4 protein-coding genes are annotated in these 6,779 nt (G+C 49.4%); 3 read left to right on the forward strand and 1 reads right to left on the reverse strand.

Annotated elements, in window-relative coordinates; all coding sequences use genetic code 11:
• Nucleotides 1–124 precede the first annotated feature (124 nt).
• From ABUA47_RS02525 to ABUA47_RS02535, 3 genes are all read left to right on the forward strand, one after another.
• On the forward strand, nucleotides 125–1,324 hold the full coding sequence (locus tag ABUA47_RS02525) for a glycoside hydrolase family 88 protein (protein WP_035447660.1): 1,200 nt from the start codon (nucleotides 125–127) through the stop codon (nucleotides 1,322–1,324).
• A complete protein-coding gene (locus ABUA47_RS02530) occupies nucleotides 1,321–2,865 on the forward strand; it encodes a sulfatase (RefSeq protein ID WP_035447663.1) in 1,545 nt (514 codons plus the stop codon). The genes ABUA47_RS02525 and ABUA47_RS02530 overlap by 4 nt, the downstream gene beginning before the upstream one ends.
• A gap of 145 nt (nucleotides 2,866–3,010) precedes the next feature.
• Nucleotides 3,011–5,041, forward strand: a complete 2,031-nt coding sequence (locus ABUA47_RS02535) for a patatin-like phospholipase family protein (RefSeq protein ID WP_035447849.1) — start codon at nucleotides 3,011–3,013, stop codon at nucleotides 5,039–5,041.
• A 158-nt stretch (nucleotides 5,042–5,199) separates the two neighbouring features.
• Here the strand turns inward: ABUA47_RS02535 and cysS are convergent, their stop codons facing one another.
• Nucleotides 5,200–6,675: a cysteine--tRNA ligase gene (gene cysS, locus ABUA47_RS02540; RefSeq protein WP_035447664.1), complete on the reverse strand. Its 1,476-nt coding sequence runs from the start codon at nucleotides 6,673–6,675 to the stop codon at nucleotides 5,200–5,202.
• Nucleotides 6,676–6,779: the final 104 nt, after the last annotated feature.

The raw sequence follows: 6,779 nt of genomic DNA on the forward strand, positions 1-6,779 counted from the left end.
CTTCCGGACGCAAAAGTAACGATTTTAGCCATTAATTGAATTATTTAGGCGGGTCAAATCTGTACACTTGCTCTACTTTTGCAGCAGGAAAAATCATAAACTCTTAATAAATAAATCCCTTATTATGAAAACAGTCCTCACTACATTGGGAATCTCCCTCCTTGTATTGGCAGGTTGCGCAGGGCAAAAGCAGGCTGAAAGCAACTTTATCCAAGAAAACATTGATAATGCTGTGGCTCAGGAGACAATTCAGACAGACATTATCGAAAAATCCGGTAAAATCCTTAATCCCCGTACCATTGATAAGGATGGGAACATTGTCTATGTACCTATCGACGATTGGTGTTCCGGCTTCTTCCCCGGTAATATCTGGCATATGTACGAGTTGACCGGTGACCAGAAGTGGCTGCCGCTGGCAGAGAAGTATACCGAGGATTTGGATTCGGTACAATACCTTACCTGGCACCATGATGTGGGCTTTATGATTGGCAGCAGCTACCTGAACGGATACCGTTTTGCGGGTAAGGAGGAGTACAAGCCGGTCATCATACAGACAGCCAAATCATTGTCTACCCGTTTCCGCCCTGCAGCAGGCGTACTTCAGTCATGGGATGCAGACAAGGGGTGGCAGGCTGAACGTGGCTGGAAATGTCCCGTTATCATTGATAATATGATGAACCTCGAACTGCTGTTCGAAGCTTCCAGGCTGTCCGGCGACTCCACTTTCTATAACATAGCCCGGAAGCATGCCGATACGACTATGGCTAACCATTTCCGTGAGGACAACAGCTGCTATCATGTGGTGGATTATGACCCCGAAACCGGTGAAGTCCGTAAGAGACAGACTGCACAAGGCTATGCCGACGAGTCTGCTTGGGCACGTGGACAAGCGTGGGCCTTGTACGGCTATACCATGTGCTATCGCTATACACACGATGCCAAATACCTGGAGCAGGCTGAAAAGGTCTACAACTTTATCTTCAACAACAAGAATCTTCCGGAAGACTTGGTTCCCTACTGGGATTTCGATGCCCCCAATATCCCGAATGAACCTCGCGATGCTTCGGCAGCTGCCTGCACGGCGTCCGCCCTTTACGAGCTGAGTACTTATCTGCCGGGTAAGGGATACAAGGAAACCGCCGACCGGATTATGGAAAGCCTCGCTTCTCCTTCCTACCGTGCCAAGGTGGGTACCAACGGCAACTTCATCCTGATGCACTCTGTGGGCAGTATTCCTCACGGTGCGGAGATTGATGTACCGCTGAATTATGCCGACTATTACTTCCTGGAAGGATTGATGCGTAAAAGAGACTTGGAAAAATGAAAACTCAATTAAATATTTTGTTAGGTGGTTTAGGTTTGTTCGCCTTGCAGGGCTGTAAACCCCCGCAGGCGGAACAATCCGTCCAGCCGAATGTCATTTACGTTTTTCCCGACCAATACCGTAACCAGGCGATGGAGTTCTGGGGCCAGGAAGGTTTTCGCGAGAAAGTGAACTTTCGGAATGACCCGGTGCATACCCCGCGCTTGAATGATTTTGCCCGGGAGTCGGTGGTGTTGACATCTGCCATGAGCAACTGCCCGTTGAGCAGTCCCCACCGTGGTTCTCTGTTGACGGGAATGTATCCTAATAAGAGTGGTATTCCATTGAATTGCAATTCGAGCCGTCCCATCAGCTCCCTGCGTGAGGATGCTGTGTGTGTGAGTGATGTTTTCTGCAATGCCGGATATGACTGTGCCTACTTTGGCAAACTGCATGCCGACTTTCCTACCCCCAACGACCCCGAACGTCCCGGACAGTATGTGGAAGACCGTGTACCTGCATGGGATGCCTATACGCCGAAAGAACGTCGTCATGGGTTCAATTACTGGTATTCTTACGGTACCTTTGACGAACACAAGAATCCGCATTACTGGGATACGGAAGGCCGTCGCCACGACCCGCGCGAGTGGTCACCGTTACACGAATCGGGCAAGGTGGTGTCTTATCTGAAGAACGAGGGGAATGTACGCGACCCGAAGAAACCTTTCTTCATTATGGTAGGCATGAATCCTCCCCATAGTCCGTACCGTTCTTTGGACGACTGTATGGAGGAAGATTTCAATCTCTATAAAAACCAGCCTCTGGACAGCTTGCTCGTCCGTCCGAATGCCGACTCCAAGATGCTCAAGGCAGAGAGTGCACGCTACTACTTTGCTTCTGTGACGGGTGTCGACCGTGCTTTCGGTCAGATACTCGATGCCTTGAAGGAACTCGGACTGGACAAGAATACCATTGTCGTGTTTGCCTCCGACCATGGAGAGACCATGTGCAGCCAGCATACGGAAGACCCGAAGAATTCCCCGTACTCCGAGTCCATGAACGTTCCTTTCCTGGTGCGTTTTCCCGATAAGATTAAGCCCCGCGTGGACGACTTGATGCTTTCCTCGCCGGACATCATGCCTACCTTGTTGGGTCTTGCCGGTCTTGCCGACTCCATTCCGGCCGAGGTGCAGGGACGCAACTATGCACCGCTTTTCTTCGATGAAAAGGCGGATATTGTACGTCCCACCGGCGCTCTCTACATCCAGAACCTGGACGGTGAGAAGGATGCGGAAGGTATGGTCCGTTCCTACTTCCCTTCGTCGCGCGGCTTTAAATCGGCGCGCTACACGCTGGCGCTCTACATTGACCGCGAAAACCATAAGCTGGTCAAAAGTTTGTTGTTTGACGATGAAAAGGACCCGTATCAGATGAATAACCTTTCTTTGGAAGAAAACCAAGAAGTCGTAAAAGACCTTTGCGCAGAGATGGGCAAAGTGTTGAAAGAGATTGATGATCCTTGGTATAAGGAAGGTATCTTGAAGGATATGATACCTTATTGATTGGAAATGGGTTATAGATAATCCTCCATAAATTGCTTGAACGTTTTTTGCGACCCGCTTCGACTGATAGTGAACTATTTGTCGGAGCGGGTTGTTTGATTCAGAGTGGAATAAATTACCAATACGTATTAAGTAAATGATGGAGATGAAGTATAGACTATGGGCTTGTTTGTTGTTTTTGCCGATGGTCCTTTGGGCGTCCGGGCGTCCGAAAGTGGCTGTCGTACTCAGTGGGGGTGGCGCCAAAGGGACGGCGCATATCGGTGCTCTGAAAGTAATTGAAGAAGCGGGTATCCCTATAGATTATGTGGTGGGCACTAGTATGGGGGCCATTGTGGGCGGTTTGTATTCTATCGGATATACCCCGCAGCAATTGGACAGTATGGTGAATGCCCAGAACTGGAAATTCTTGCTCTCGGATGCCCCCAATCCTAAGGATGTGTTGCTGGATGACCGGTTGAAGTCGGAGCGCTATGTACTCTCCATTCCGTTTTCTTTGAAATCTGCCGCTGTTTCGGATGCGGGTATCATAAAAGGGAAGAACCTGGCACGTTTGTTCTCCACATTGACAGAAGGTTACCAGGATTCTGTGGATTTTAGCCGTCTTCCTATTCCGTTTGCCTGCGTGTCGGAAAATCTGGTGAATGGCAGCGAAGTAGTGTTCCATGAGGGAATACTGGCCACTTCCATGCGTTCCAGCATGTCCATTCCCGGTGTGTTTGCTCCGGTAGACCTGGATGGAATGGTGTTGGTGGACGGTGGAATGGTGAATAACTATCCGGTAGATGTGGCGCTTGCCATGGGGGCCGACTACATTATCGGGGTGGATGTGCAGAGTCCGCTGCTTAAGGCTTCCGAGCTGAAATCGGTGAAAGACATCTTCGAGCAAATCATTAATCTGCAAGGAGAGAAGAAATACCGTGAGAATCTGCGTAATACCGACGTGTTGATAAAGGTGGATGTCACCGGCTATTCGGCTGCAAGTTTCACCAAAGAGGCCATCGACACTTTGATGGTGCGGGGAGAGCGTGCTGCCATGGACAGTTGGGACGGACTGCTTGCCCTGAAACGGAAGCTGGGACTTGCAGAAGATTATCAGCCTCGCCGCCCGGGACCTTTCCGCTTGCCCGGCGCGGCTGTTGATAGGGAGATTCCCGTTGATTCCCAAATAGCCGCCCCTGCTGTACGGGAGAACAAGCTGAATGTCGGTTTTCGTTTTGATACGGAAGAACTGGCGGCGTTGCAGGCAAATACGGACTTCTATTTCGGCCGGCAGCGGGAGTCGCTGGCCAGCCTCACCGCCCGTCTGGGCAAGCGTACACTGGCACGACTCGGATATAGTTATCAGTGGGACGGTGGATGGCAGGCAGGACTTGCCTATCAGTTCGACTATAAAGATATGAATATTTATAATGAAGGCAAACGGGCGCTGGATTTGACTTTTACACATCAGCTGGTCCGTATGGGGGCGGCGAAGGACTGGAACAATATCCAGGTCAGTTTGGGCATTGACTTTGATTACTACCACTATCATGATTTGCTGTCGCTCGACCCGTTGGCTTCGGCACTGTTTGAGAATTCGTCCTTATTCAGTTACTTTGCCGGACTTGTGTTCAACAACTTGAATGAGAGGAGCGCCCCTACAAAAGGCATGTCGTGGGCGGTATCCTACCATCTCTATACGGATAACCTCTTCCAGTATAAGGACAACAATCCTATTTCTGTTTTCGATGCCCGTTGGCAGGGATGTTTCTCTCCGTCGAGTAAGCTCACTGTCACTCCTTCGTTTTATGGACGCGTATTGTCCGGAAGCGATAATTATCCTTTTGCCATCATCAATATGGTGGGAGGGACCATACCGGGGCGCTATATGCCACAGCAGATACCGTTTACGGGTATCAACCGTGCGGAACTGTCACAGGCCGCATTGCTGGTTGCAGGGCTGAACCTCAGACAGCGTATCTTGAAAAACCAGTATATATCAGTGATGGGCAGTTATGGGCGAAACTCCGGGAAGTTTCATCAGATTCTTGACTCTTCCGAATCGGTTGATATGGCAGGGGTAGGCATCGGCTATATGTACAAGAGTTTTCTGGGACCAGTGGAGATACAATTGAATTGGTCCAACCAGACGAAGAAAGTAGGGTGGTATGCCGGGTTCGGATTCGTATTCTAACAGGGATGTATCAAAATACACAATCACCATAGGATTATACAGATTTTATTTTTCAGTTAAAAGAACAGAAGAACAAGAGAGAGAAATATGTTCTTTTGTTCTTCTGTCTAAAACTTACCCCAATCTGTATGATTCTGTGGTGAGTTATGATACCTTCGTTATTTATTCAGCTTCCATTCGCTTCCGTCCTTACCGTCCTTAATCTCGAAACCGAGCGCGGTGAGTTCATTGCGGATTTTGTCGGATGTAGCCCAATCTTTGTTGGCTTTTGCCTTTGAACGCTCTTCCAATAGCATGTCCACTACCTTGCCGAAGGCAGCTTCACGCTCTTCGTTGGAGGTGTTGTCTTCTTGTAATCCTAAGATGTCGAAGCAGAAGAGGTGGAAGGTTTCCTTCAATTCTTTCAGGTCTTCGGCTGTGATGGAATCGTTTCCAGCTAGGATATTGTTTACCATCTTGGCGCCGTCGAAGAGGTGGGCGATGACAATCGGTGAGTTCAAGTCATCATTCATGGCTTCGTAACACTTGGCACGCAGGGATTTCACGTCTATGGTGGAGGTTGCAGCAGGGGTAATCTTGTCCAGTCCATGTACAGCATCCATCAGTCTTGCCAATCCCTTTTCGGCGGCTTGCAGAGCTTCGTTGCTGAAGTCTACCGTACTGCGGTAGTGGGCTTGCAGGGTGAAGAAGCGGATGGTCATTGGGCTGTAGGCTTGCTCCAGCATGGGGTGTGTGCCTTTGAAGAGCTCTTCCAATGTGATGAAGTTACCGTAAGACTTACCCATTTTCTGTCCGTTCACGGTCAGCATGTTGTTGTGCATCCAATAATGTACCATATCTTCCCCTTGGGAAGCTACGGATTGTGCAATCTCGCATTCGTGATGCGGGAAGATAAGGTCCATGCCGCCACCATGAATGTCGAAGTGCTCGCCCAAGTATTTCTTTCCCATGGCTGTACATTCGGCGTGCCAGCCGGGGAAGCCGTCGCTCCACGGGGAAGGCCAACGCATGATGTGTTCCGGTTGCGCACATTTCCAGAGGGCAAAGTCTGCGGGGTTGTGCTTCTCGCTCTGTCCGTCCAGTTCGCGGGTGGTGTTGAGAACATCATCCAGGTTGCGTCCGGAGAGCTTGCCGTAGTGATGGTCCTTATTGTATTTTTCTACATCGAAATAAACGGAACCTTCACTTTCGTAGGCATATCCGTTCTTCAATATCTCCTTTACAAGTTCTATCTGTTCGATGATGTGGCCGCTGGCATGTGGCTCGATACTGGGAGACAGCACATTCAATGCATCCATCGCCTTATGATAGCGGTTGATGTAGTACTGTGCCACTTCCATTGGTTCCAGTTGTTCCAGACGGGCTTTTTTCGCAATCTTGTCTTCACCTTCGTCGGCATCGTGCTCCAGATGGCCCACGTCGGTAATGTTGCGGACATAGCGCACCTTGTAGCCGATGTGCGTCAGGTAGCGGAACAGCAGGTCGAAAGTGATGGCAGGGCGTGCATGTCCCAAGTGCGGGTCACCGTACACGGTCGGTCCGCAGACATACATGCCTACATGCGGTGCATGCAGCGGTACGAACAGCTCTTTTTTTCTATTTAAAGTGTTGTAAATGGTCAGTTGATGTTCCATAACAGTTGATTATTAGTTCTTTTAGGAGTACAAAGGTATAATAAATCTGTGAAAATCTATAATGATATTCTGTTTTATAAGAGTAAATGCAACGGATTTCACCT

It is taken from the genome of Bacteroides sp. RTP31139st1_H2_RTP31139_211217, from assembly GCF_040227615.1.
Taxonomy (GTDB): Bacteria; Bacteroidota; Bacteroidia; order Bacteroidales; family Bacteroidaceae; genus Bacteroides; species Bacteroides uniformis.